General features: G+C 55.9%; 20 protein-coding genes. 3 read left to right on the forward strand and 17 right to left on the reverse strand.

Annotated features, from left to right (window positions below):
- Positions 1-87 precede the first annotated feature (87 nt).
- Together pgm and tkt are read left to right on the forward strand one after the other, a co-directional pair.
- The gene (gene pgm / locus FQ179_RS04180) at positions 88-1,734 is read left to right on the forward strand and encodes a phosphoglucomutase (alpha-D-glucose-1,6-bisphosphate-dependent) (protein WP_149395994.1); all 1,647 of its coding nucleotides are present in this window, start codon (positions 88-90) and stop codon (positions 1,732-1,734) included.
- A 35-nt stretch (positions 1,735-1,769) separates the two neighbouring features.
- The gene (gene tkt / locus FQ179_RS04185; protein ID WP_149395995.1) at positions 1,770-3,857 is read left to right on the forward strand and encodes a transketolase; all 2,088 of its coding nucleotides are present in this window, start codon (positions 1,770-1,772) and stop codon (positions 3,855-3,857) included.
- Positions 3,858-3,955: 98 nt separating this feature from the next.
- Here tkt and FQ179_RS04190 read toward each other — a convergent pair whose 3' ends face one another.
- The 16 genes from FQ179_RS04190 to FQ179_RS04270 all read right to left on the reverse strand — a co-directional run bounded on the left by FQ179_RS04190 (position 3,956) and on the right by FQ179_RS04270 (position 22,738).
- The gene (locus FQ179_RS04190; RefSeq protein WP_223146185.1) at positions 3,956-4,291 is read right to left on the reverse strand and encodes a cytochrome o ubiquinol/quinol oxidase subunit IV; all 336 of its coding nucleotides are present in this window, start codon (positions 4,289-4,291) and stop codon (positions 3,956-3,958) included.
- On the reverse strand, positions 4,288-4,911 hold the full coding sequence (locus FQ179_RS04195) for a cytochrome c oxidase subunit 3 (RefSeq protein ID WP_149395996.1): 624 nt from the start codon (positions 4,909-4,911) through the stop codon (positions 4,288-4,290). Before FQ179_RS04195 ends, FQ179_RS04190 begins: the two co-directional genes overlap by 4 nt.
- Positions 4,908-7,025 (reverse strand): cbb3-type cytochrome c oxidase subunit I, encoded by a 2,118-nt coding sequence (locus FQ179_RS04200; protein WP_149395997.1) that lies wholly within the window; start codon positions 7,023-7,025, stop codon positions 4,908-4,910. The genes FQ179_RS04195 and FQ179_RS04200 overlap by 4 nt, the downstream gene beginning before the upstream one ends.
- Positions 7,022-8,095 (reverse strand): cytochrome ubiquinol oxidase subunit II, encoded by a 1,074-nt coding sequence (locus FQ179_RS04205; protein WP_149395998.1) that lies wholly within the window; start codon positions 8,093-8,095, stop codon positions 7,022-7,024. Before FQ179_RS04205 ends, FQ179_RS04200 begins: the two co-directional genes overlap by 4 nt.
- Before the next feature lie 77 nt (positions 8,096-8,172).
- Positions 8,173-10,965 carry a glucoamylase family protein gene (locus tag FQ179_RS22410; RefSeq protein WP_223146186.1) on the reverse strand — a complete coding sequence of 931 codons (2,793 nt, stop codon included), beginning with the start codon at positions 10,963-10,965 and terminating at the stop codon, positions 8,173-8,175.
- A 28-nt stretch (positions 10,966-10,993) separates the two neighbouring features.
- Complete coding sequence (locus FQ179_RS04220; protein ID WP_149395999.1) at positions 10,994-12,061, reverse strand: SDR family oxidoreductase; 1,068 nt, start codon at positions 12,059-12,061, stop codon at positions 10,994-10,996.
- 52 nt (positions 12,062-12,113) lie between these two features.
- Positions 12,114-13,760, reverse strand: a complete 1,647-nt coding sequence (locus FQ179_RS04225) for a GMC family oxidoreductase (protein WP_149396000.1) — start codon at positions 13,758-13,760, stop codon at positions 12,114-12,116.
- A complete protein-coding gene (locus FQ179_RS04230; RefSeq protein WP_149396001.1) occupies positions 13,750-14,391 on the reverse strand; it encodes a gluconate 2-dehydrogenase subunit 3 family protein in 642 nt (213 codons plus the stop codon). Before FQ179_RS04230 ends, FQ179_RS04225 begins: the two co-directional genes overlap by 11 nt.
- Positions 14,384-15,349, reverse strand: coding sequence for a hypothetical protein (locus FQ179_RS04235; RefSeq protein ID WP_149396002.1), 966 nt, complete (start codon positions 15,347-15,349; stop codon positions 14,384-14,386). Before FQ179_RS04235 ends, FQ179_RS04230 begins: the two co-directional genes overlap by 8 nt.
- A gap of 283 nt (positions 15,350-15,632) precedes the next feature.
- The gene (locus FQ179_RS04240) at positions 15,633-17,420 is read right to left on the reverse strand and encodes a thiamine pyrophosphate-requiring protein (RefSeq protein WP_149396003.1); all 1,788 of its coding nucleotides are present in this window, start codon (positions 17,418-17,420) and stop codon (positions 15,633-15,635) included.
- A 286-nt stretch (positions 17,421-17,706) separates the two neighbouring features.
- Positions 17,707-18,624: a VOC family protein gene (locus FQ179_RS04245; protein ID WP_188074491.1), complete on the reverse strand. Its 918-nt coding sequence runs from the start codon at positions 18,622-18,624 to the stop codon at positions 17,707-17,709.
- Positions 18,621-19,538, reverse strand: a complete 918-nt coding sequence (locus FQ179_RS04250) for an SMP-30/gluconolactonase/LRE family protein (RefSeq protein ID WP_149396005.1) — start codon at positions 19,536-19,538, stop codon at positions 18,621-18,623. The genes FQ179_RS04245 and FQ179_RS04250 overlap by 4 nt, the downstream gene beginning before the upstream one ends.
- 10 nt (positions 19,539-19,548) lie before the next feature.
- Positions 19,549-20,016 carry a cupin domain-containing protein gene (locus FQ179_RS04255; protein WP_149396006.1) on the reverse strand — a complete coding sequence of 156 codons (468 nt, stop codon included), beginning with the start codon at positions 20,014-20,016 and terminating at the stop codon, positions 19,549-19,551.
- A complete protein-coding gene (locus tag FQ179_RS04260) occupies positions 20,013-20,579 on the reverse strand; it encodes a DoxX family protein (protein ID WP_149396007.1) in 567 nt (188 codons plus the stop codon). The genes FQ179_RS04255 and FQ179_RS04260 overlap by 4 nt, the downstream gene beginning before the upstream one ends.
- The gene (locus tag FQ179_RS04265) at positions 20,576-22,189 is read right to left on the reverse strand and encodes a GMC oxidoreductase (RefSeq protein WP_149396008.1); all 1,614 of its coding nucleotides are present in this window, start codon (positions 22,187-22,189) and stop codon (positions 20,576-20,578) included. Before FQ179_RS04265 ends, FQ179_RS04260 begins: the two co-directional genes overlap by 4 nt.
- Positions 22,190-22,483: 294 nt before the next feature.
- Positions 22,484-22,738, reverse strand: coding sequence for an FABP family protein (locus FQ179_RS04270; RefSeq protein ID WP_149396009.1), 255 nt, complete (start codon positions 22,736-22,738; stop codon positions 22,484-22,486).
- A gap of 336 nt (positions 22,739-23,074) precedes the next feature.
- Here FQ179_RS04270 and FQ179_RS04275 point away from each other — a divergent pair, with 336 nt between their 5' ends.
- A complete protein-coding gene (locus FQ179_RS04275) occupies positions 23,075-23,305 on the forward strand; it encodes a hypothetical protein (RefSeq protein ID WP_149396010.1) in 231 nt (76 codons plus the stop codon).
- A gap of 24 nt (positions 23,306-23,329) precedes the next feature.
- Here the strand turns inward: FQ179_RS04275 and FQ179_RS04280 are convergent, their stop codons facing one another.
- On the reverse strand, positions 23,330-23,773 hold the full coding sequence (locus FQ179_RS04280) for a hypothetical protein (protein ID WP_149396011.1): 444 nt from the start codon (positions 23,771-23,773) through the stop codon (positions 23,330-23,332).
- Between the last annotated feature and the right edge of the window lie 45 nt (positions 23,774-23,818).

Consider the following 23,818-nt stretch of genomic DNA (forward strand, 5'->3'; position numbering starts at 1 on the left):
TTGCCTGATACCCAACACTTATAGGGTAGGCTTACGTCTTGGTTCTAACACTGCTGTCATCAACAAAATAACAAGAAGGTTAAATCTATGAAAATCAGCCCCCTGGCTGGCAAGCTGGCGCCCGCTGAGCTGCTGGTGAACGTGTCCAGTCTTATCGACGCGTATTACAACAAGGTTCCTGATCCATCTATACCCGAGCAACGCGTGGCTTTTGGTACCTCCGGGCATAGAGGGTCTTCGTTTGACACCAGCTTTAACGAATGGCATGTGGTGGCGATCAGCCAGGCCATCTGTGAGTATCGTGCTGGCCAAGGCATTAATGGCCCACTGTATATCGGCATTGATACACATGCGCTGTCCCAACCTGCTTTCAATAGCGCACTGGAAGTGCTGGCAGCTAACGAGGTACAGACCCTGATTGCGGCAGGTGGCGAATACACGCCAACGCCTGCGGTCTCTCATGCCATTTTGGCTTACAACCGTAGCCGTACAACAGGCATGGCGGATGGCATTGTAATTACGCCGTCGCACAACCCGCCTGATGATGGCGGTTTCAAATACAACCCGCCTAATGGTGGCCCGGCCAGCACAGACATTACCAACTGGATCCAGAACCGCGCCAATGCACTGCTAGAGGATCGTCTTAAAGATGTAAAGCGCCTGCCGCTGGCGCAGGCGCGCAAGGCAACGACCACGCATGAACACGATTTTCTCAATAGTTATGTTGCCGACCTGGGCAACATGGTTGATTTTGATGTGATACGCAGCCGCGGTATCCGTCTTGGTGTAGACCCGCTGGGCGGAGCCGGCGTGCATTATTGGGCGTCGATTGCCGAGCGCTACAAACTGGATCTAACCGTAGTGAGCGAAGAGGTTGACCCGCAGTTTGCCTTCATGACGCTAGACTGGGATGGAAAAATTCGTATGGATCCGTCGTCATCGTATGCCATGCAACGACTGATCGGGTTAAAGGATAAATACGACGTGGCGTTTGCCTGCGACACCGACCACGATCGTCATGGCATCGTGGCGCGCAGTTGCGGTCTAATGCCACCCAACCATTACTTGTCAGTGCTGATTGATTACCTGTTTGGGCATCGGCCGCAATGGAACAAACAGGCCGCAGTGGGCAAGACCCTGGTCAGCACGTCGATGATAGACAGAGTGGCGCAACGTTTGGGGCGCCCACTTGTTGAGGTGCCTGTTGGCTTTAAGTGGTTTGTAGATGGCCTGTTCGACGGCTCACTTGGTTTCGGCGGTGAAGAAAGCGCGGGTGCATCATTTTTGCGTAAAGATGGCACGGTGTGGACGACAGACAAAGACGGCATTGTGCCGGCACTGCTATCGGCAGAGATTACCGCACGCTGTGGTCGTGATCCGGGTGAACAGTATCTGGCGCTCGCCCGCGAGTTGGGCGAAGTGGTTGCTGATCGGGTTGAAGCACCCGCAACCCCTGCACAAAAATTGATGCTGGCAAAGCTGTCGCCCGAACAGGTTAGTGGCACAGAACTGGCCGGCGAAAAAATAACTGGCATGTTTGATCATGCGCCGGGTAACGGCGCACCCATCGGCGGTATCAAGGTTGTTGCCCCCAACGGCTGGTTTGCGGCACGACCTTCAGGAACTGAAGATATTTACAAAATCTATGCAGAGAGTTTCAAGGGCGAGGAGCACTTGCGCTTGATTTTGCTGCAAGCGCAAGAAATGGTCGACGACGCATTGCTGCGTTCTTGATGCAATGAAGGCGCTCTGACCCCCAAGGACGGATCATGACAGATCAACTCGATGAGCAATGCATCAATACACTGCGCTTTCTTTCTGTGGACATGGTGCAAAAGGCAAATAGCGGCCATCCGGGGTTGCCCTTGGGTGCAGCACCCATGGCCTATGTGCTGTGGACGCGTTACCTAAAGCACAACCCGCGCAGTCCTCACTGGTCTGACCGTGATCGTTTCGTGCTGTCGGCGGGGCACGGCTCGGCCTTGCTGTATAGCCTGTTGTTCACCACCGGCTACGAGCTTTCACTGGATGACATCAAGCAATTTCGCCAGTGGGGCAGTAAAGCACCCGGGCATCCTGAGCGTGGTCACACGCCAGGTGTTGAGGTGACGACCGGGCCCCTGGGGCAGGGCATGGCCAATGCCGTCGGTATGGCGATGGCCGAGGCGCAACTGGCGGCGCGTTACAACGTCGAGGGGCATATACCTGTTGATCATAGAACCTGGGCCATTGTCAGCGATGGCGATTTGATGGAAGGTGTAGCTGCCGAGGCCGCGTCGCTGGCTGGGCATCTGCGCCTGAGCAAGCTGACCTGTTTATATGACGATAACTACGTTACGTTGTCTGCCGGAACTGACATTACGTTTTCTGAAGATCGTGCGGCGCGCTTTGAGGCGTATGGCTGGCATACGGTTAAAGTAGATGATGGCAATGACCTGGCTGCAATCGATGCTGCGTTGCAGGCTGCCTGCGCTGAAACGACGCGGCCGTCGCTTATTCTGGTGCGCACCCACCTCGGCTACGGCTCGCCTGAGCAAGACAGTTTTAAAGCGCATGGCTCGCCACTTGGTGCTGAGAATGTACGCAAGACCAAACAGAACCTCGGCTGGCCTACGGAACCCGCCTTTTTTCTGCCCAAGGACGCGCTTGCGCATTTACGCACGGCGTTAGATCGCGGCGCCACGCAGCAGGAGGCATGGAGCGGGCGCATGAAAGCCTATGCCAGTGCGTTTCCTGAGCGGGCCCGCGAGCTGGAGCGCCGTTTGCGCAGTGATTTGCCCGGTGGCTGGGATGAAGACCTTACGTCATTTCCGGCTGATGCCAAAGGCATGGCCACGCGGGTTGCCAGTGGTCAGGTCATGAATGCCATTGCGCCGTGCCTGCCGGCGCTATCAGGGGGCTCGGCTGATCTCGACCCTTCTACGAAGACGGCGTTAAAGGGTCTGGGAGACTTTAACCCGCCGCCATCGAAAAGCGAAGATGAGCAAGGTTCAGATGGCGGAGGATGGGGCTTTCAGGGCCGCAATATTCATTTTGGCGTGCGCGAACACGCCATGGGCGCCATTGCCAACGGCTTGTCTGCTCACGGTGGCTTTATTCCGTATGCGTCGACGTTTCTGATTTTTTCTGACTACATGCGCCCGGCCATCCGTCTTGCCGCCTTAATGCATTTGCATGTCGTGTATGTATTCACCCACGACAGCATTGCGCTTGGCGAAGACGGCCCCACGCACCAGCCGGCAGAGCAACTCGCCAGTTTGCGCGCCATACCTAACCTCACTGTTATCCGCCCTTGCGATGCAAATGAGACCGCCGTGGCCTGGCGCCTAGCAGTGGAGTCGCGTGCGCGCCCCGTGGCACTGGTGTTGACCCGACAAGATCTGCCCACATTGGATCGACAGCGCTACGCAGACGCGAATGGGCTACGTAAGGGGGCTTATATCCTGACTGACGCACCAGACTGCAAACCCGTCTTGATCCTGATTGCGTCGGGCTCAGAAGTGGGCCTGATTCTGCGGGCCGCTGAAAAGTTGCAAGGTGAGGGCATTGCGGTGCGTTGTGTATCTATGCCGAGTTGGGAGCTGTTCGATGCGCTGCCGCACGCAGCACGAGATGCCGTGCTGCCGCCTTCTGTGCCTGCGCGACTGTCCGTGGAACTGGGGATTGGGCAGGGCTGGCACCGCTACGTGGGCGATGGCGGCGATGTACTTTCGGTAGAAGGCTTTGGTGCCTCTGCGCCAGCCGCCGTGTTGCTGGAAAACTATGGGTTTACCGTAGACAATGTTTGCGCACGTGCCAGGGCCTTGTTAAAACGTGGTCAAGAGAAAAGGGCTGATCACGAAACGCATGGCCATTAAACATGTTTGATGGCGCATTAGTGGCCTCGGTCAGACAGATAGAAATTGCCTGCTTTGGCGCTGAAAGTGTGGGCGCTAGCATGGCGCCTGCCTGTGCGCTAAGCAGGCATCGCCATGCGCACGGCAAGACTAGCCATGATCCAGATGGTACCGGCCACCATAATAAACAGCAGCAGTGCGGAAAACAGAATTAACTGCAGGTCTTCGCGTTTGTGCGTAAAACCAATGTGCAAAAATAAGCGAAAGTGAACAACCATCTGGGCCAGCGCCAAGACCCCAATCGTTATGTACAGCGCTGACTGTGCCATCATGCTCCAGTTAACTAGGGCAAAAGCCACCAGTGTCAGCAGCAGCGCCAGGCCTGCGCCCCACATATACGATAGCAACTCGCGCCGCTCCGCTTTAGTTTTGTCAGTGTTTGTCGTTTCGGTCATGCCAGCCCTCCCAGATACACCACCGTAAAGATTGCAATCCAGACAATATCCAGAAAATGCCAGAACAAAGCCAACCGCAAGATTCCCAGCTTGGCGGGGGTGTCCAGGCCGTAACGTGCAATCTGGCCGAAGATGCACAGCATCCAGATGCCGCCGGCTGTCACGTGCAGGCCGTGCAGCGGGACCAGATCAAAGAAGGCAGACAGAAAGCCGCTGCGCTGCGGTATGCCACCCTTGGCGGCCATCGCCATAAAATCGTGTACCTCGAAACCCAGAAACGCTGCGCCTAGCAACAGCGTTAGCACCAGCCACCCGATCAGTGTAGGCAGGCTATGTTTGTATTTCATGGCGAGCGAAGCCATGCCAAACGTAAAGCTACTGGCCAGCAGCAGCAGGGTTTGAATGAGAATGCTGTTGATGTCGTACAGTTCGTGCGGGCCAGGTCCACCGGCGGTGGCATGGACGGATGTTACGTACGTGGAAAACACAATGCCGAACAGAACGGCATCACTCATTAAAAATACCCAAAAACCAAACAGCATGGTTTCTGCGGCGTTGTGCGCCTCGGGGTGCGTGTCCCCCAGGTTTAGTCCTGGGTACTTGAAAACTTCATAGCTCATGGCGTCGCCCCTGCAGTTTCCAGTTCAACCTCGGCCAGGCCACGATTGGCGGGAGCACGTTCATCGGCCCGCGTAATGGCCGTCGTGTTGTGTACCGTGGCCAGCCACTGGCGGTGTTCGCGCCTGACTTCATCGGCGGTAATCGTTTTGGTGGTGTGGCGCGCAAAGCCACGCACAATTAGGGTCGCGATTGCCGCCAATGTAGACAGAACAACCAGCCACCAGATATGCCAGACCAGACCAAACGCCAGGGCAAAGCCAAGCGCACCCAGCACGGGACCCATGGCGGCGTTGCGCGGCAAGGTGATGTCCACGTACTGATCTGGTTCCTGGTAGCCCATGCCAAATTCTTTGGCAGCCGTAAACGCGTCGCGATCGTTTACAACAGGAATAACGGCAAAGTTGTACTCAGGCGGTGGCGCCGAAACTGCCCATTCCAGGCTGCGCCCGCCCCAAGGGTCACCCACCGGAACGCGGTTTTGCTCACGATCCCTGATCGATACCCAAAGCTGGATGAGCAGTGCCAGCAATGCCACGCTAAGCACCAGTGCGCCGATGAAGGCAACCATTTCCAGCGGTGCATACGCGGCTTGGGTGTAGGCTACCGAGCGGCGCGGTAGCCCCATAATGCCCAATGCATACAGCGGGAAGAACGCCAGCATAAAGCCAAATGTCCAGCACAGCGCCGAGAAAATGCCCCAGCGTTCATTAAGCCGAAAGCCAAATGCCTTGGGAAACCAAAAGTGGTACCCGGCCAACATGCCGAACAGCACGCCAGGCACTGCAACGTTATGAAAATGCGCCACCAGAAAGACGGTGTTGTGAACCTGATAATCGATGGTGGGGTTGGCCAGCAGAATGCCGGTCATGCCGCCCAATACGAACAACACGATGAAACCCAGCGCATACACCATGGGCGTTGCGTAGCGCACGCGGCCACGAAACATGGTCCAGAGCCAATCGTAGATTTTTACCCCTGTGGGTATGCCGATGAGCATGGAGGCAATGCCGAACACCGCGTTAATATTGGCGTTTTGGCCCATAGTAAAAAAATGGTGCAGCCATACGGTAAAAGACAAAATGGCGATGGCCATGGTGGCCATGACCAGCGAGCGGTAGCCAAACAGCGCCTTGCCCGAGTAGGTGGAGATAACTTCCGAGTAAACACCAAAGGCGGGCAAGATCAAAATGTAAACCTCAGGGTGACCGAACAACCAGAAAAGGTTGGCAAAGTTCATCTGGTTGCCACCCAGCCCATTGGTGAAATAGTGAAAATCGAGATAGCGGTCAAGTGCCAGTTGCCCCATGGCGACCGTCAGCGGTGGCATGGCAAAGATCATTAATATGGCCGTACACAGCGCAGTCCAGGTAAACAGCGGCATCCGCAGCAAGGTCATGCCGGGTGCGCGTTCTTTGTAGATCGTTACGGCAAAATTGATGCCTGTTAGGGTTGAGCCCAGCCCGGCAACCGTGAGCGCCCAGATCCAGTAATCGGGCCCAACCCCCGGGCTAAAGGCCGTTTCGGTGTAGGGCGGGTAGCCGAACCAACCGCCTGTTGAAAACTGCCCTAACACCAGCGACACCATGACCAGCGCTGCACCCGCGGCAGTTAACCACAGACTGATTGAGTTGAGCACCGGAAACGATACGTCGCGTGCTCCAATCTGCAACGGCATCACGTAATTGATGAGGCCGGTAAGAAACGGCATGGCCACGAAGAAAATCATGATGGTGCCGTGGGTACTGAACAATTGCGCAAAATGGTCGGGCGAAAGAAAGCCACCGCCCAGGCCCCAGGCCTGCTGAGCACGCATCAGCACTGCTTCGATCAGCGCCCGTGCCAGCATGACGAGCGCCAACAACACGTACATAATGCCTATTTTCTTGTGATCAAGGCTGGTCAGCCATTGTGTCCACAGCACGCGCCATTTGCCATAGTACGTAATGAGTGCGATCAGGGCGATGGCACCAATTACGACGAGGCTTGCGGCGAACCCGCCAATGCTGCCGTTGATTAAATTTGCCTGGGTCGGGTCCTGCAGCATCTGGTAGAACGGTAAAGATGAAAGCTGCAGACGCCCAAGTGGGTGCTGGAAAATGGCGGCAACACTCATGGCTTTTCCTCCGGGACGGCAGGGGGCATTGTTGACGTTGCGGCCGTACAAATCATCATAGGTGGCGTTCCAGCGCGAGCTAGTTCAACAGGTGTGCCGGCCATGACGTCGTGAACGACGGTAGGGAATAAAGACGTGCTCACGCCAGAAAAATACACATTGCCGTCTGCGTGTTTGGCACCTGGCAGGGCGGCAATCAACTGGGCACGTGTGCTGCGTTGCGAGATGGCGTTTAACGCGTGCGCGTCCAAAGATATACCGTTGATGCGCACATTGGCCACCCAGTCATTGAACTGGTCTGGCGTCATCGCAACGGCGTTGAATTTCTGCTGATGGAAGCCGTTGCCGTTGTACATGGTGTTCTCTCCCAGAGAGCGCCCAGGCTTGGAAGCTTGCAGATTCAGTTGCGTAACCATGCCCCCCATGGCGTAGATCTGGCTTCCTAGTGCCGGAATAAAAAATGACTGCATCACCGTGGCAGAGGTCAGATCTATTGACACGGGGCGGCCCATAGGCATTGCCATCATGCCTATGGTGGCAATGCCCTGATCGGGGTAAATAAACAACCACTTCCAGTCATAGCCGATCACCTGCACGCGCAGAGCCGGCTGGTCTGAGGCCAAGGGCTTGTAGGGATCCAGTTTATGCGTGTCGGGCCATACAAAAAAGGCCAGCACCACCACGATGACGATAGGGCCGCCCCAGGAAAAAAGCTCCAATGATCGTGAAAAATCCCATTTTGGCGTGTATCGGGCCGACTTATTGCCGTAGCGGTAACGCCATGCAAAAAAAGGCAGTACGACAAAAATTGGCCCGGCTACCAGCACCGCCATCACGCCCAGTACCCAATAAAAATGCCAACGCTGGGCGTCGGCAATTGGGCCCTGCGGATCAAGAAAGCTGATGTGAGTACTGGTGCTGGCACACGCGCTGAGAAGCTGCAGGACGATGAGAAGGGCAAGCCAGCGCCCAAGTGCTATCGTTTCATGGCGTTTTGTAACGCCCAAGAGTCTCGTCCAGCTTGAATGATCATGCTGTGTAAGATCCCGTTGACCTTTCTCAATACTCACGATGCATCCTCTTTTATGCCATTTGCCACCGCGATGACCGGCTGCTCATGGATTGGCCGTTCTGAGCAGCAGCAACCTTATGGAATCATTGGGTGATCCAGCCACCCACCACTAAAGCCGAGCCTTTGCAGGCCTCTAATGAACGTTGGCGATTTTCGTGTCAGCTTCCAGATGAAACTCGTACGCGCGTTTTCTATCATCATGAGGACCAAACCCTGGTCGATGCCAAAGCAGGCCGGTGCTACCCATCCCTCGGGGCCGTCGCCCGGAAGTGATGGGTTAATGGCACCAACGAATTGCCCGTCGCGCAGGGCGCGTGGATAGGTGTTGAGCATTGCGTGCAGCCCCGCTAGTGCATCCTCGGGCGCGTGCGCAAGACACGTCGCAGCCGCCCATGGAATTAACGTGCCGTCGTCGGGACCGCGCGTCACACCGCGGGCAGCGTAACCCAGGAGTTGCAGCGTATTGCCATGACGTGTTTTTTGTTCGCCTTCTGGTCCTTCACAGGCTGAGAGGCCCCAGATGTCTATGCCGTAGCCGGTAAACCCATGTGGATTCAGAAACGCATAAGTACGTTGTATGGCGATCGCACGACGCGTATTTTCAAAATAATCGAGATGATCTTGTTTGCTGATGTAGCCGTCGTCAAGCTCTCGCAAGTCTATCCACGCCTGTGGGAAGAGATGGATGAACAGAGGCGTGGCATGGATCCAGTTGAGTCCTGCGTTGTGTCTCCATTCGTAGCCTCGAGCGTCTTTTTCGTAGGTTTCTTGTGACAGCGGATGGGATGACGCCGCCGCACCCATTACATACATGATGAGTGCTTCGGTATAGCCTTGCCAATCGGCATGGATGAATCCCCGGTCCGGCTTCCAGGCTTGATTGACTTCGCCGTTTTTGTCAAGCACCCAACTCCAATCAACGCGATCGAGCAGGCTAAGCGTGAGTGAACGGATTTCCTGTTCCGCTTTGTCTTTGCCATTGAAATACTCCCCAGCAACGGCCATTCCCGCGAGCAAGATGGCAGTGTCGATTGTGGACAACTCGCAATTGTGCGCTCGCTTGCCACTTTTTATGTCCAGAAAGTGGTAGTAAAAACCTTTGTAGCCAGTGGCCTGGGCCTCGTCGCTCTGGCAGCTGCCGGAGAAAAAGTTTAGCGTTTGCAACGTGACAGCGCAGGCCTGCTTGCGGCTTAGCCAGTTGCGCTCGACAGCAATGGGGTAGCAGGAGAGCGCGAATCCGGTGGCAGCGATACTGGCTGCCGATCCCTTTTTCGAGTTGTCTGCTACCAGACCGTTGTTCGGGTTAGTGTGCTCTGTAAAGTAATGGAACGCGGACGATTGCAACTTTCCCAGCAGCTTTCCGTCCTCTGTATTGAAAGCATGGGTTCCCGCCGTTGCGTCTTTCGTCGTTGTTGTGAGCTGTTTCGTTGAAGCCTCAGTGCGTAGTTCCACAACCGTGACAGACTGCGGTTGTACCGTGAGCTCGAACGTGGCGGTCTTACCATTTCTCTTCAGTTCTACATCTTCGTCTTGCAGCCGTGAGGCTGCAATCATCGCCGCTACCTCAGCAGGGCTGGGGTAGCCGGGTTCGCCCAGCATCTTCCACTCTGTTTTTGCGTTGGCGTGCTCATCGTCTATACGCCGAACCTGCGCGCTTGCGATCGACGGTAGATTGAAAAACTCAACATTGACTTTTTCGGCTTTGATCGCATGCAACGGCAGCGCCAAATTGACAATTACGACCTTGACGGCGTCTGCGCCACGGACGACCCATACCTGAATTGTTTCGTGGCTGCCTTTTACAGGCAGTTTTTCAAGCCCCAGACCATGCAGTATTTCGAAAGCCCGATAAGCCGGTTTGGGAATACCATGAATGTTCATCAACCCGAAGCCTCCTTGGAAGGGTTTGGACGGGAAGTAATTTTCTTCGAAAATGTCTGAAAAAGTCCAATAGCTGTAGGCATCGACTAAATCGCCCATGTTGAGCATGGCTTGCGTGATGTAAGCGGCGGCGTAAGAGTCGTCGTGCAGTTCATCACGAGGGTTGGACGATGTACTCCATTCGGTGTAGTACAGGGGCCGCTTCCCGGCCTGCTTTCTTGCCGCCTTCGCGCGCTCGCGCAGTAGGCCTATCTTGCTTTTGGAAAGCGCATGCTCAGTGTCATCACCTGGGCTGCCTCGGGCATCGGTGGGGTAGGTGTGTGTGCTGATGAAATCAGGCGGCACACCTGCTTTCTCGCAATAGTCTATAAACTCGGCGATCCAGGCATTTTGGGCGGTCGCCGGGCCACCCACCGTTAGCTCGGGGTGTACATGCTTTAGCGCCTTCCACGTTGTTTCGAAGAGCCGAAAATAATCTTGCTGGCTGCCGGTCCAGAAACTGCTCAGGTTGGGCTCGTTCCACACCTCGATTGGCCAGAGCGAAACTTCTTTGGCGCCATAGCGATCAACCCAGTGGCTGGCCAGTTTGGAAATGAGAGCCCCCCATTTCGCATAGTCGGCGGGCGGGGTGACATTGGCCTTGTAATGAAAGGTGATTTGATCGCCTGATGACAGCGTGCTGGGCATGAAACTTAACTCTACCAAGGGCCGCATTTCGATAGTGCGCAAAAAATCGTAGATTTGATCGATGTTGTGGAAGGAGTAGAGCGCTTGGTCGTCCTCATCCACCAGTGTGCCCATGTCGTCGTCAAGCATGCCATGAAAGCGTACGTGCCGAAAGCCAAGCTCGTCGTGGCACTGCTTAAGTTGTGCCTGCCAATCAGCCCGCAGGGCCAATGTGGCATGACCGCTGCCCACGCAATGCTCCCAAAAGTGGGGCATGTTTTGAGGATCTTTGGAACAGTCGCAACTAAAGCTGGTGGTCATGATGTGTGTCCTGGTTAAGTAGCCCTTCTCAGTGCCGTCTGCGGCTGTGTGCAGAACCTGATTGCGAACGCGCCCCATACCAGCCCAGAGCCGCCAGCACGCCGACAACTACCGCAGTGCCGATAACCCACTCACGATTTTCTTCTACCCATAATGCGGGGCTCTTCGGACTCGAACGCGTGCTGAAGGTCCCACGTGTTCCGGGATCGCCCGCGACGGGTTCGAACAGGTTGTCGGCGCGCCCCGGATCCTCTGATTCATCGGTCTGTTGCCCGCTCCAGGCGACGCGCGCAAGGTAATGATCAAGCATGCCCGGTACAAATTTTTGGCCCCATTCGGACATCCACGTCGGCGAACCGACCGGCACGTTACGACGACGGTGGCTCGCGGCGAACAGAATCGCATTTGCTGCGACTTCTGGCTGAAATATGGGGGGTACCGGCTGCGCGCGGTTTGGCATCTTGTTGCGCGCCCAGCCAAACTGCGGCGTGTTCAGTGCCGGCATTTGCACGCTGGTAATGTGAATGCGACTGTTCTCGTGGATCAGTTCGCTGCGTAATGAGTCGATGAACCCGACCAGAGCGTGTTTGGCTCCACAATAGGCTGACTGCAGCGGGATGCTGCGGTAGGCCAGTGCAGAGCTTACCTGCACGATCACGCCACGGTTGCGCGTGCGCATGCGTTTGAGCGCCGCCATAGTGCCGTACACACCGCCCAGGTACGTGACCTCGGTGACGCGCTTGAATTCATCTGGTTCCAGCTCGCTCACCGGCGCAAAAACCGTCACCATCGCATTGTTGACCCAAATGTCGATGGGGCCGAGTTCTTTTTCGATTGTGTCGGCAGCGGTTTCCACCGCAGCAGCATCGGATACGTCAGCGACAATCGTAAGTGCTTTGCCACCTGCCAGCTCAATGTCCCGTTTGGCAGATTGAAGGCCTTCCTCGCCGCGCGCGATCAACGCGACGCATGCCCCGGCTTTAGAGAACGCCAATGCCGTGGCGCGACCCACACCGGCCGATGCGCCGGTAATTACGACGATCTTGTTGTTAAAATCGCCTTTTTGTGTGTTCGAGCGTGTCTTTAATAAACTCATTTGAGTGACTCCATGTTTAATTTTGCCCGTCAAGTGCGATTCGGCTTTTTATTTACAGCTCGCCCCGAGCCGCCAGTTGGCGAATCCGATCTCCAGTGCGACAAGCGATAGCCTGGATGGTCAGCGAAGGGTTGACCCCGCCGACAGTAGGAAACACGGAGCCATCACAAACCCACAGATTCCGGATGTCCCAGCTTCGACAGTCTGCATTAACCACACTACTGCAGGAATCGTCGCCCATCCGTGCAGTACCGTACAAATGACATGTGTCGTCGCCTTCCGCCCAGATGTCACGAGCATTGATTGCTTCCAGACTTTGTGACATGAAGCCCACGGCATGCCTGACCAGGGCTTTGTCGTTATCACAGAGCGAATACGTCACGCGCGCAATCGGCAAATCGTACTGATCTTTTTCGTCGGCGAGTGTTACGCGGTTGCATTCTTGCGGCAGCGTTTCGCCCACAATTTTGAATCCTGCCTGATGGTTGTATTGCTCCATTTCATGCAACAACGCAGCACCCCAGAGTCCGCGGTTGCTGGCTTGCGAAGCTGCCCACGCCTGCGGCAACGGCCCCTGCGACATGTATGCGTAGCCGCCGAAAAAATCCTTGCCTGTATCTGTGTAATTCCAGTGTTCGGTGAGGGTCAGAGAAGGCGGCCCCTTATACCAGCGGATCTCGTCTTCTAACACGCCGAATGCACCGTGATTAGTCTGCGTCATCAGGTATTTACCGACCAGTCCCGAACTATTGGCCAGGCCATCCGGGTAACGGGCATTGGCTGAATTCAAAAGCAGCCGCGGCGTCTCGATTGCGTACCCGGCCACGACTACGTTGCGCGCGCGCTGGAAATGCCATTGCCCCTCGCGGTGATAGTGGACTCCGGTCGCAAGCCCCTCTGCGTTGGTTTCTATGCGTCCGACCATCGCCAAGTCTCGGATTTCGGCACCCGCTTTTACCGCACGTGGAATCCAGGTGATCAGTGCGCTCTGCTTGGCATTGGTTGAGCAGCCGGTTACACAAAAACCGCGATACGCACAGGGAGGCGAGTGTCCACGCGGCGCTGACACGGTGGCCAGCGGCGTCTCTGTCCAGGGGATGCCCATTGCCTCGCAACTTCGTGCAAGCACCCAGCCTGCGGCGTTAATTTCGTGCGCGCGATATGGATAACGCGGCCGGTGCGGTCCCCACGGGTAGGTGATAGGGCCTGCGATCTTCAGTGCCTGTTCGACTTCAGTGTAGTAACCCCACATTTCTTGCCAGTTAAGGGGCCAGTCGACGCCGTAACCCAGAGCTGTTCTCGCCTTGAACCACTCGGGGCGGAAACGTAGTGAAACCATCGCAAAGTGAACGGTTGAACCACCGACGGCTTTGCCACAATTGTTGCCACCAAGCTGCAGTGGGTTGGCGCCATCGCAAATGCGCTCGTCATTCCAATAAAGTTTGCTCTGGTGGGTTTCATCGGAGGCAAACTCTTCGAGCGGGCGCCACCACGCACCGGCATCCATGGCGACCACCGAAAACCCGTACTCGGCGAGTTTGCACGCCAGGGTTCCGCCTCCAGCGCCAGTGCCGACGATCACGAAATCGACCGCGTCGTCTTCGCAATACTGTCGCATTGGCACCCATCCGCCGATTTGCAACGGATTGGGCGCGCGGCCATGCTTGCCGCGAGGCGTATGTAGTGCGTCATCGTACATGCTTGTTGTCCCTGGTCACCTCCGCCGTTTGGCCGGACTTGTCTTCCACGGCTTCCCACGGGTCGCGTCGATTGAAATACATGCGCACGTAGCCGCGTGGGCTGGCTGGGCCACCGAAACCGATTTCGTTCCACGAGGTGGGGTGTGAATAGTAGGCAGCCAGAATGTCGTGCGCGAGCCGTTCTTTGAAGAACGCCTCTGCAGGCATGTCACCCAACTCCAAATCGGTGAGCTCGCCGTCCTGCATGGCGTGTAGAAGTTGATCTTGCACGGTGGTATCCAACTCACAAAAACGCATGTCATGGCCAGTGCGTGCGGCAGCATCAAGGGTCGCTAGCCCGCGTCGCCACGCTTCTCGCAACGGAGGCAGACTGCCTTGTCGATGACCATCGCGTTTGTCGTCGGCCAATTTTTGCTGCACGAGGGCCGCGACCGGTACAGCTGCTCGATGGCTGGTCTGCGGTGCGATGCGATTGCAAATCGCGTTTAGTGTCTGCCACTCCTGGTCGCTCAAATAAGTGGGTGTGTTAGGTGTCGCGAGGCGCTCGTCGATCACTTTGCGCGTCAATTCGTTCCATGACGGCGTGTCACGCTTATCCATCACGTTGTACCCCGGATAGCGGTCAGTCATCGTGGGGCTCCTTAAGCAAGCCGAGGGCAGCCAGGCCGGCGAGCGCGACGCCGGTAAAACTTGGTGGGGCTGGTATCGGCGGCCCATTTAACAGGTTTTGTCGCCAGTTGCGCCAGCCGCCCATGTTGCGATGCACACCCCACACATGAAAACCCGCGCCAGCGAACCCAATAGCAGCCGTCAGCCGTAACCACCAGCGGGCCAGACGGCTGGGCTCGCGGCGATGATTTATTGCGGCTTCGGCAAGTAACACAGCCGCTATCGGCGGCACTGTCACGGGCAAATACATGAAGGGGTCGTGATAGGCACCGCGGAAATGTAGCAGGCCTGCTTCGGCGGAGGTTGCCAGGAACCCGACGGCAGTCAAGCCTGCCAATGCACGACCAGCCGGCATTCTGAAGACACGTGGCGCATCAGAATCGCTGCCACGCACGCGCTCTGAGTAGTAGCCCAGTAAGCCAGACAGGGCAATGGCCGCCGGCGCGCCCAGCGGCGAACCATAGAACAGGTTCTGCCAGGAAAAACCACCAGGTCGTTTTGTAACGTTATAAATGTGAAACCCCGTTCCGACTACGCCAGTGAGTGCAGCAACAAGATAAATCGGATCTCGTACGGCATGTGCGAGTGGCCGCTCGTCGCGGCTCCCGTGCGCACTCACTGCCAGCGTCAAGGCAGAAGCCAGTAGCGGCGTGAACATCGCTTTATTGTGAAATGAGCCGCGGTAATGTTCGATGCCGCTATCCAACAGAGTGGAAGTGGCTATCAGGCCTGCAGCACCATTCAGACGACGTGCGGCTGTCACAGCGGGTGATCGGGACGCCTTGCGGTCGGGCGGCGCGTCCAGACATTTCTTAGCTCGCGCTGGGGTAGCTGCTGGGTGCTTACGCACAGCGAGCACACCCAGCGCGATGGCCAGTACGCCCAGTGTCAATGTATCTGTTAGGCGGTCAGTGAGCATAGGAGGCTACGAATGGTCTGCACACGCTTTGTGCCCGCATGCACAGGAGTGGTGTTCTTCGCCGCCAGCATGCTTGTCAGATGCAGCGAGCCGGCAATGCTCACCGCAGAACTTCTCACCCGCCGGTACCTTGCAATGGCAACCTGCGCGTTGGCACTGTCGCTCATTTTTTTCATTTTGCATGATAATTACCTCGGTCGTTGAAACGTTAAGATTGCTAAGTGCGATACGTCAGTCGGTGCCATAGGCGCCGCTACACGCGTTAAACACAAGCTCGTTCACGTCATTTCTCCTTGCCGGGAAAGTACGTTGCCAGCATTTCACGCGCAGATTGCTTAATCATCCCTGTCGTACCACTGTCGCCCTTAAACATAGATTCAGAGAACGCGACCGCCTGTTCAAATGTGATGTGCGGTGGCAACGGCGGCACTTCGGGATCGGTAATCACCTCTATGATGCACGGCCGGTCGGCTGCAAACGCCGCCTCCCATGCTGCGCCCACATCTTCGGGCCGGTTGACCATAATGCCCTTTAGACCAACCAATTCGGCGTAACGTGCGTACGGAAAATCAGGTACGTGTTGCGCCGCGTCATAACGCGGATCACCCATCATCACGCGCTCCTCCCACGTCACTTGATTCAGATCGCGGTTGTTAAGCACCACAATCACCAGACGCGGGTCTGACCATTCCTTCCAGTAGTCGCCAATAGTAATGAGCTCGGCATTGCCGTTCATTTGCATGGCACCGTCGCCGACCATGGCAATTGGAACGCGATCTGGAAATGCAAATTTTGCTGCAATGACATAGGGCACGCCTGGTCCCATGGTGGCCAGTCCACCTGATAGCGATGCCATCATGCCGCGCCGTATCTTGAGGTCACGTGCGTACCAATTGGCAGACGAGCCGGAGTCCGACGCGAGGATGCAGTTGTCCGGAAGGCGCGAAGAACCTTCCCAGAATACGCGTTCGGGGTTAATCGGCTCAGCCGGTTGCATTGCACGCGCCTCCAGAACGTCCCACCATTGTGCGACGTTAGTTTCGATCGACTCGCGCCAGCTGCGGTCGGTCTTGTGCTTGAGCAAAGGGATCAGCTCGCGCAAGGTCGCCCTCGCATCGCCGACCAAATTGATATCCATGGGATAACGAATCGAGAGCATTGCCGGATCGATATCGATCTGAATACCGTGCGCCTGGCCTTCCTTGGGCAGAAATTCTGAATACGGGAAGCGAGAACCAATCATCAGCAGAGTGTCGCAGCCGGTCATCATGTCCCAGCTCGGCTTGGTACCTAATAGACCAATGGAGCCAGTGACAAATGGTAAATTGTCAGGTAGTACGGCCTTGCCAAGCAAGGCCTTGGCTACACCCGCGCCAAGCAAGTCGGCAACGTCGATCACCTCATCGGTCGCGGCTAGTGCGCCTGCGCCCACCAAAATTGCTACCTTGCTTCCTGCGTTAAGCAAGTCTGCGGCCTGTTGCAGATCCGTTTGTTGCGGCACCACGCGAGGAGCACGATAACCGAATCCTGAATGGATAGTGCCGTGCGCGCGTGGTGGCGGTTCCACGGCTTCCAGCTCCTGTACATCGCTCGGCACGATGATGCAGGTAACCGTGCGTTTGGCTGTGGCGATGCGGAACGCGCGATCGACAATATGTCGCACCTGCGCAGGCACCATAATCATCTGTTCGTAGTCGCAAGCGACATCCTTGAACAAAGACATCAAGTCGACTTCCTGCTGGTACTGTCCACCCATAGCGGTGCGTGGTGACTGACCGACGATCGCGACTACGGGCTGATGATCAAGCTTGGCATCGTACAAACCTGTTAATAGGTGGATTGCGCCAGGGCCCGAAGTGGCCATGCACACACCTGTTTGGCCCGTAAACTTCGCATGCGCGCAAGCCATGAATGCACACATCTCCTCGTGTCGAGCGCGTACTAACTTAAAGTGGTCGCCGGCGCGATCTAATGCTCCCATTAAGCCATTGACGCCGTCACCCGGATATCCGTAGACGCGGCGTACGCCCCATTGGTGGAGGCGATGAAGCAGAAAATCGCTGACGTTCATGCCTGGCTCCTCTGGTCCACGTAAGGTGCCTGACAGCAGGGCAGCGCGTCCGGATTTTTGGAATAGTGGTAACTGAAGCTAGTGCTCATGTTTCGTGTCCTCGTCTCAGCGGCTCCTTTCAGTTCTTTCTGGAGCCAGATCATGGGTCACAAACGCGCATCTATCATCGCGTATTCATAATGCCATGCTAGTACCACCTTCACCGTTTGCTCTGTACGCTACAGAACACAAAGCTTGAAAGTATTTTCGGCGTAAGGCCGGTTTGCAGTGTGATGGTTATCGCGGGCTATTCGATTAAGACCAACCAATGCCCATCGGGATCGGAAAGCAACGCGACGTGCGTAGACTGCCTTACATCAGTTGAGTCGGTCGTAATGTGAGCCACATGTGCATGACGCAATTTATCGAGTAGGTTGGGCAGGCTTTGCGTTTGCAACACCATGCGGTCTGCGCTGATGTCGCAAACCCCCGAATTCGGGGGTTTTCTGCCCTGCGGGATCCGATAGCCGAGCAACTCGAGATGTGGCGTCTGTACATTAGCTGGTCGTAGCGCGATCACATCTACCTCGACCTCTGCAAGATCATCGAGGCATTGTTGTTCAGGGCCGCGGTTTACACCACGCGAACTGATCTCGAAGCCTAGCCGTTGATAGAACGCAATGCTGCGCTCCGTATTGCTCACGCTAATCGCTGTGTGGTCAATGCCGAGCGCCACGTCGTTACCTTGCAGCGGCCATATACTATTTTCACCATCTGATGGAAACGAAATTAGTTCCAGCGGATGGCCATCGGGATCGCGAAACTTAAAGGCCGTCACGCTGCCGCTTGTGGCCGGCAGATGTTGCGGTCCGTCACGGCTGATCGCGGCACCGCCGCCGTACCTAAGCCAGCGCGCATAGGCTGCACCCATGTCATCGACCACGATTGCGCAATGCTGAAAGCAGAGGTCGGCGCTCGTGGCACCCGTTGGATAAGGTGTAGCACTCGGAAATTCGCTTAATGCAATTTGTTGCGTGCCGAGCGACAGCCGCGCGCTGCGTGTTGGCCGTGTGCCGATACGTGGCAAGTTTCTCCAGGCTTGCGGCGAGGTTTTTGCGTCGCGCTCTACCTGGAAGCCCAGGGCATCACAGTAAAACGCAACCGCACGATCCAGATTAGCAACGTTGCGATCTATCCACAGCAGCCGTTGCACGCCCGCGTTCACGGCCACTCCGCACCGCGTCTATTGACGTATTGCGCAAACAATGTCTGTGATCCGCAGATGAACAAACGACTGCGGTTGCGCCCACCGAACGTCAGGTTGGAGACCACAAAGGGCACCTTGAGCTTTCCCAATAAGGTGCCGTCGGGGCTTATGCAGTGCACGCCATCGGCAGCACTCGTCCAGATGTTGCCATCTGTGTCGCTGCGAAAGCCGTCCGCCATGCCCGGCTGTACCTTGTGAAACACACGCGGGTTGCGCAGTTGTGTGCCGTCATCGGAAACATCGAACACGCGAATGTGTTGTTCGGGATTTTGTGCGAAAGGCGTGCCGCTTTCGGCCACGTAAAGCAATTTTTCATCAGGCGAAAAACACAGGCCATTTGGAGCCTTGAAATCGTTGGCGACGACAGTCAGTGAGTTATCCACGGGGTCAAAGCGGTACAGGTTGGGTGGCAACTCGGCGTCTTGCTTTCCCCCTTCGTAGTCTCGAGTAATGCCGAATGTGGGATCACTAAACCATATCGTGTCGTCACGCTTGACGATGATGTCGTTAGGTGAGTTGAGATGCTTGCCTTGGTAGCGATCAACAAGCATTGTGATAGTGCCGTCGAACTCGGTGCGTGTGATGCAGCGACCGTGGTGCGAGCAGCCGATCAGCCGGCCCTGGCGGTCGCGGGTGTGCCCGTTGGCATAGTCGGAAGGCTCGCGAAACACCGTTATACCGCCCGATTCGGTCCAGCGCATAATTCGATTGTTAGGGATATCGCTCACCAGCAGGCATTGCAAGTCAGCAAACCACACCGGGCCTTCCAACCAACGGAAGCCTTCGCCCAGTTTTTCTAGCGGCGCATTCGGCAGCACGCAAGACTTAAAGCGCTCGTCGATGATTTCGATGTTGGCCATGCCGGTATCCATGCCGCTCTCCTTATTTTATGTGGCAGGCTTGGTGCACTGGCGATACGTGACATTGCACGCACATCAATACACAAGGCTCGTCCGACACGGTGCCAGAGCGGTGGCCCTTGTTGCCGTGTTTGTCGGCCACGCAGTGTTGGTCCTCGCCCCGTGACAGTACGCCCGCACCCATCTCGACCCGGGTGCCGTCCATAGATTCAACAAACCAGCGCCCCGACAGTGGCAGAATCCATTGCGGCGCGGGGTTCTCATGCCAATCGCCGACCCACCCGACCGGGAGCACCGTGAACACAACGGTGGCCTCGCCGCGTTTCTGCTTGTCGTTCCATTGCGGATCGGCGCTACCAACGCTGCCAAGTTCAAAATCGTGCAGCGCACAGCGGGTTTGATGACTGATGCCGTCTGCATCGGTCCAGATGTGCCAGTACGGCACGGTGGGTTTGTTGCTATGCTTAGCGTTGTCTTGATTGCTGCTCATTGCTGGACGCCTCCATTTTCGTGTTGGGCTCCACTTGAGTGTGTGTTCGAGCCAGATGCGTCTCGTGCTGGTGTTGGCGTGATGGCCGGCATCAAGGGCGCGTTACGCGTATAAATCGGTGTCGAGGAAAGCAGATGCGTGGTCACCTGATCGGCCGGAACAAGTGATGTGCCAAATGTCACAAGCAGCAGGCCGCCAACCAATCCAAAATTTTTGAGAAAATCCCAAAAATGGCTGCGCGCCTTGCTGTCACCTTTGGCCCAGAAATCGGGGTAGCGCCAGAAGTTGTGGTATAGCAGGGCACTTACGACACAAAAGCCCGCAAGCACAAGTGCGGCAAGGCGATCATGCCAGCCGATCACGATACATACCGGCGTCACCAATTCGACAACAATGGCGAGCAGCAGCATTACGGGAGCCATCGAAGCCGGAACGAAGCTGGATTTAGCCTGCTTTAGTGCACCATTCCAGTCCAGGATCTTATCCAGCGCGCTGAATGGAAACAGCACAACAAGACAGATACGTATCAGTAGCGGAATGAGAACGACGTCTAGCCAGGTCATATGTCGCTCTTTGTGCCGACGTAGGATGGGGCGGTCGAGCTCACAGCACCAAGTCGTTTTTTGATAATGTCGGCGACGCGCAGTGCGTTGGCAATTATGGTTAAGGTGGGGTTTACCGCGCCTATGGAGGGGAAGAAACTGGCATCGGTGACGTAAAGGTTGTCCAGTTCATGCGCCTTGCAGTCAAGATCAAGTACCGAGGTTTTTGGATCTGTACCAAAACGCGCGGTGCCAGCCTGATGCGCCGTGCCACCAATCGGAATATCTTTGCCAAAATAGAGTTTGCGTTGCCACAGGTGCGCATGCGCGCCATTGTGTCCCATCAGCCGCTCCAGCTTTTGCTTCAGGCGATGGTGCGCCTCCATGTTGTTCTCGGTGAGATCCAGCACCACCCGCTCGCCCTCGTAGCGAATGTGGTTCTCGGGGCGCGGCAAGTCTTCGCTGGACAACCAAAAGCTCATGGAATACTTCGCTATTTTCTCGAAAGGCATCTCTGGCAGCCACTCCAGCCACGATGGCAATGTTTCACCGCGAATTTGATCAGCGTGCGTGACCGCACACATTTGCATCAAGCCCAGCGGATACGCCCAGTCATCTGCACCAAAATAGAAATCACTTAGTGCCAGCGTCTTCTGAAAAACTGTTTCATTAGGTTCGTGCAGTATTGCCATCAAGACCGACTGGTTGTGACGTATGTAGTTGCGCCCCAGCTGGTCTGAACCATTGGAGAGACCATTGGGGTGTTTGGTATTGGCAGAACGCAGAAGCAACAGTGCCGAGCTCAATGCACCACACGCCACCACCACGATATCGGCTGAATAGGTTTCTTTCGCACCATTGTGTTCGACCTGCACTGCACTGACTGTGCGACCGGTGGCGTCGGTATCTAGCTTGGCTACGTAGGCATTGGTGAGCAGTGTGACGTTGTCGTGAGCCGCCAGCATAGGGTCTATGCACATTACTTGCGCGTCGGCCTTGCCGTTCAGTGGGCTGGGAAAGCCATCGAAGTAGGGGTTGCGGAAACAGGCGCTGGTGGAGGTGGCCTTGCCATCTTTTTCGTCGAGCAATACGCCTAGCGGCAGATGAAAGGGATGCAGTCCGTCTTTGGTGAAACTGTTGCTTAATGCCTGGATACGCGGTTCGTGCGCAACGGCTGGAAAGGGGTAAGGTTCACTGGAAGGGGGGTCGTTGGGGTCTTCGCCGCGCTTGCCGTGCACATGGAACAGCCGCTCGGCTTGCGTGTAATACGGTTCGAACACATCGTATTTCAGTGGCCATGCCGGAGACACACCATCAACGTGTCGGATTTCGTCGAAGTCGCGCTCGCGCAGGCGGAATAATGCCGCACCGTAAACCTTGGAGTTACCACCCACGTAGTAGTGCAGGCCGGGATGGAACGTTTGGTTATTTTTGTCGTACCACGTTTCAGAGGCTTGGTAAACGCCTTCTACAAACACTTTGTGAGGATTCCAGTTGTCCATGGACCGTGGCAAGTAATCGCCGCGTTCCAGGATCAGTATCCTTTTACCAGTGGGTGCGAGGCTGTACGCCAGCGATGCACCGCCAGGGCCGGACCCGATCACAATGAGGTCATAGTGATTGTCGGACATTTCCTTTTCACCTAGCTTGATACGTTTATCCTAAACCTATGTCGCCCTCCAAAACAACCACTTAATTTGCGTGTGACGGATCTTGCAGACAAAACTTACGTGTGACATATCTTGCAGGCAAAAAAAATCACCCATATTGTTTTGGGTGATTTTAAAAAGGGGCAGCCAATGTCGCTGCCTATTTAATGGCTGCAGGCCCTAACGTGTTGGCAGGCCCGCGCTGCAGTCGCCTTGCAGCGATAGCGCGGAATAAACCTAACAACGCATTAAGGCCTGCAAGGAAAAAGCCTGCCGCTAATGCTCAAGATTGTCGCGTAAGGTGATTGGTGTCGGTATGGTGCCGTCACCATTTAGCGTGAGCTTGAGAATATAGCGTACGACTTTAAAGTTCTCGATCAGGAATGGGTGTTGGCAAATGCCGAAGGTTTCTGACCCGGCTTCGGCGACCAGCTCAAAACTGGTGGCGTCTGGCTTTACCGTACCGCCTGCGTTGATGACAATGCCGCGAGGTAATTTTCTACATGGGGCGTTCTCAGTTGAAAAACCCATCGCTCGCGGTACTTGCTTTCGGTGTCTGTCATCATCCTGTCAGGCATACCCGGGCAGATATCTGTGCCATCGTTTCCTTCCCAAACGCCTAGCAAGCCCGCCAAAGGGCCAAAATTTGCCAGATTCAGGTCGTTTTCCTGAGCCGAGCTATCGATGTCTTTATCGTGATCTATCGTTGCGAAAAGTATCCCCCGCATCACTATGGTAGGTCGATGTATGCCCTGCGTCTAATTAATTGTTTTGAACTGGCTCAAGAAATCTAAACGCTTCTGGCCTATGATTTAAATGATGTAGCGGGGCTGTCGCACCGTGATAACCTATTTTTGGGCTGAAATTATGAGTGATATGCGTAGCTTCAATGATGCTCAAGGCACAGCCTGGCAGGCGGCCTTGATGGAAGCGTCGTATGGTGCTGTTTTACTGTTGTTTAGCCCGCTCGTAGGCAGCGATATTCGCTCGCAGAGTATGTATGTAGAAAATATGGCAGAAGCGGAAGAACAATTTACCCGCATGACCGACGATGAGTTACGTGTGCTGCTGTCAGAAGCGCAGCCCTGGAGCCCTTGAAACAGAGAACCACGGACCGCCGCATTATTTGCTCAGTTGGCTTAGTGCTACACCGACGAATGAACTTGCCGCCATCACCACAATAAGCAACCAGTAGCCCGTGCGGCGTAAGCCCGGCATGCCACCGCGCACACACCATGCAAACCAGAGCATGGCAAGGTCATAGAGCACGGTACCCAGAATAAGAATGACGAAGTTACTGAGCAATGTCCCGGCTATAACCCCTGCGTGCCCGAGGTTCAGTAGTACCCACTGGCCCCAAATGGTAGACATAGCCAGAGGTCGGGCCGTCAGGGATGCTTGTCCGGCACCCAGCACATATTGCACCACCCCCGTTACCAGCACCAGATAAGCCACCATCCACACCAGCGGCTGGGTTGGGCGGTGCGCGATGGCGGCAGCGATCAAACCTGCCGCGATAATGGCGATCACGCCCATGGTTTTGAATGGGGTGGATGCGGTGTTCATAGTAAAGAGTCCTTAAACCGTGGCGCTTTTGAGGTTAGTGTAGCG

Source organism: Pusillimonas sp. ANT_WB101 (assembly GCF_008369125.1).
In the GTDB taxonomy this organism is placed as follows: domain Bacteria; phylum Pseudomonadota; class Gammaproteobacteria; order Burkholderiales; family Burkholderiaceae_B; genus Allopusillimonas.

Coding starts and splice junctions, on each gene's coding strand:
- FQ179_RS04190 (WP_223146185.1), bottom strand. CDS start 4,291: ATGACCGAAACGACAAACACTGACAAAACTAAAGCGGAGCGGCGCGAG.
- FQ179_RS04250 (WP_149396005.1), bottom strand. CDS start 19,538: ATGGATACCGGCATGGCCAACATCGAAATCATCGACGAGCGCTTTAAG.
- FQ179_RS04280 (WP_149396011.1), bottom strand. CDS start 23,773: ATGAACACCGCATCCACCCCATTCAAAACCATGGGCGTGATCGCCATT.
- tkt (WP_149395995.1), top strand. CDS start 1,770: ATGACAGATCAACTCGATGAGCAATGCATCAATACACTGCGCTTTCTT.
- FQ179_RS04275 (WP_149396010.1), top strand. CDS start 23,075: ATGAGTGATATGCGTAGCTTCAATGATGCTCAAGGCACAGCCTGGCAG.
- FQ179_RS04195 (WP_149395996.1), bottom strand. CDS start 4,911: ATGAGCTATGAAGTTTTCAAGTACCCAGGACTAAACCTGGGGGACACG.
- FQ179_RS04260 (WP_149396007.1), bottom strand. CDS start 20,579: ATGACCTGGCTAGACGTCGTTCTCATTCCGCTACTGATACGTATCTGT.
- FQ179_RS04255 (WP_149396006.1), bottom strand. CDS start 20,016: ATGAGCAGCAATCAAGACAACGCTAAGCATAGCAACAAACCCACCGTG.
- FQ179_RS04235 (WP_149396002.1), bottom strand. CDS start 15,349: ATGCTCACTGACCGCCTAACAGATACATTGACACTGGGCGTACTGGCC.
- pgm (WP_149395994.1), top strand. CDS start 88: ATGAAAATCAGCCCCCTGGCTGGCAAGCTGGCGCCCGCTGAGCTGCTG.
- FQ179_RS04220 (WP_149395999.1), bottom strand. CDS start 12,061: ATGAGTTTATTAAAGACACGCTCGAACACACAAAAAGGCGATTTTAAC.
- FQ179_RS04270 (WP_149396009.1), bottom strand. CDS start 22,738: ATGGGTTTTTCAACTGAGAACGCCCCATGTAGAAAATTACCTCGCGGC.
- FQ179_RS04240 (WP_149396003.1), bottom strand. CDS start 17,420: ATGAACGTCAGCGATTTTCTGCTTCATCGCCTCCACCAATGGGGCGTA.
- FQ179_RS04230 (WP_149396001.1), bottom strand. CDS start 14,391: ATGACTGACCGCTATCCGGGGTACAACGTGATGGATAAGCGTGACACG.
- FQ179_RS04265 (WP_149396008.1), bottom strand. CDS start 22,189: ATGTCCGACAATCACTATGACCTCATTGTGATCGGGTCCGGCCCTGGC.
- FQ179_RS04200 (WP_149395997.1), bottom strand. CDS start 7,025: ATGAGTGTTGCCGCCATTTTCCAGCACCCACTTGGGCGTCTGCAGCTT.
- FQ179_RS04225 (WP_149396000.1), bottom strand. CDS start 13,760: ATGTACGATGACGCACTACATACGCCTCGCGGCAAGCATGGCCGCGCG.
- FQ179_RS22410 (WP_223146186.1), bottom strand. CDS start 10,965: ATGACCACCAGCTTTAGTTGCGACTGTTCCAAAGATCCTCAAAACATG.